Origin of the sequence: Vibrio sp. Vb1337, assembly GCF_033338715.1 — a bacterium.
GTDB classification, from domain to species: domain Bacteria; phylum Pseudomonadota; class Gammaproteobacteria; order Enterobacterales; family Vibrionaceae; genus Vibrio; species Vibrio alginolyticus.
In genome coordinates this window covers 1-1,220 of record NZ_JAWOTD010000158.1, presented here as the reverse complement: position 1 = coordinate 1,220, position 1,220 = coordinate 1, and the positions used below count along the sequence as shown (strand labels likewise).

Annotated in this window: 1 protein-coding gene and 1 pseudogene; both read right to left on the bottom strand. The window is 48.5% G+C overall.

Annotation, left to right across the window (positions count from 1 at the left end; all coding sequences use genetic code 11):
* Positions 1 to 754, bottom strand: a 754-nt coding sequence (locus R7E42_RS24690; protein ID WP_318073187.1) for a PHP domain-containing protein, incomplete at its 3' end; no start/stop codon positions are given.
* Between the two features lie 6 nt (positions 755 to 760).
* Positions 761 to 1,220 (bottom strand): annotated as a pseudogene (locus R7E42_RS24685) (DNA polymerase Y family protein); the annotation flags it as partial.

Sequence of the window (1,220 nt, the reverse complement as noted above, 5' to 3'; positions counted from 1 at the left end):
GATCAGACAATTTGAATTCGCACAAATCCGCGATGTACTTACTTTCCTCTAGCCACTCTGGTTTGTAGATACGAACCAACTTATTCAGTGGTCGTAATGCGCGTTCAGCATTAGAAAGACGTTCAAAGCCCAGCTGATCAACACTGCAACCATGCTTAATGGCGGTGAGTATATGCTGTAAAGGCAGGCGCTCAGCCGTGTGCATGAGTACGCCGCCACAAGCTGTAATAGGCAGTTGCAATTCGTGAGCTAGCTTCTCGCAGTGATTTGTGTAGGCATCATCGTCGCCACCAAGATGACGTTGAATCGCAACCCATAGTCGATTGTTATGGTGTTGATTGAGCCAGCGCCCCCAGTAATGGTCACTCGCTTGATGGGTAGGAAGCCACAATACTAAGCAGTGACGAATCGACATCAGATCCCACTCAGAAAGCTGATAACTGCCTTTTTCGCTGCGTCGTCTCGCGTTAGTGATGATACGGCACATCTCAGCATAAGCTTTACGGCAGGGGCAAAGTAGGACTATTTGGCACTCTTCGTTGAGCCAGAACATGCTGCCGACGATCTGTTTGATATCAAGTGTATGCTGTTCAATCGTTGCGTGGGCTTTGACCACGCCAGCGACCGAGCACTCGTCAGTAATCGCGATGGCATGGTAGCGATAAAAAGCCGCTTGCAACACAAGCTCTTCTGCATGAGAAGCGCCAGTGAGGAAAGAGAAATTAGACTGACAAAATAATTCTGCGTAACTCATAACAACTTAACAAAAATAGCCATGAAGAAACCAATGTTTATGTTGATCGCGAAATACCCATAACCAGCGACCTTGCTTGGTATGAGCAATGTAGTAATCGCGCATAATTTCGTCGCCATCCCACCATCCGGATACGATTCGTTCTGGCCCATGCACCAGCGATACTTGTTCTTGCAGAGCAATTGGGACAGGCAGTTGCATTGCTGGGCGCAGCAAATCTGGGATGCTATGAGTGGGTACGTCTGGCTCATCGGCTAGTCGGTATTGGCTGGCTTTCTCCGGTCTTGGGTCGCAGGCAATATCTGGTTTGAGCACTGCACTTTTCCCAAGTTTAGCTTGGAGTAAAGAGAGCAGTTCTAACGCATTCATCTGTCCTTTGGGCCCAGAAAAAAGATCTCGCGCAGCACTTAAAGGCTCACCCTGACGAACAACTTTGAGTGTCAAACCGACCACCGCTCCATTAAGC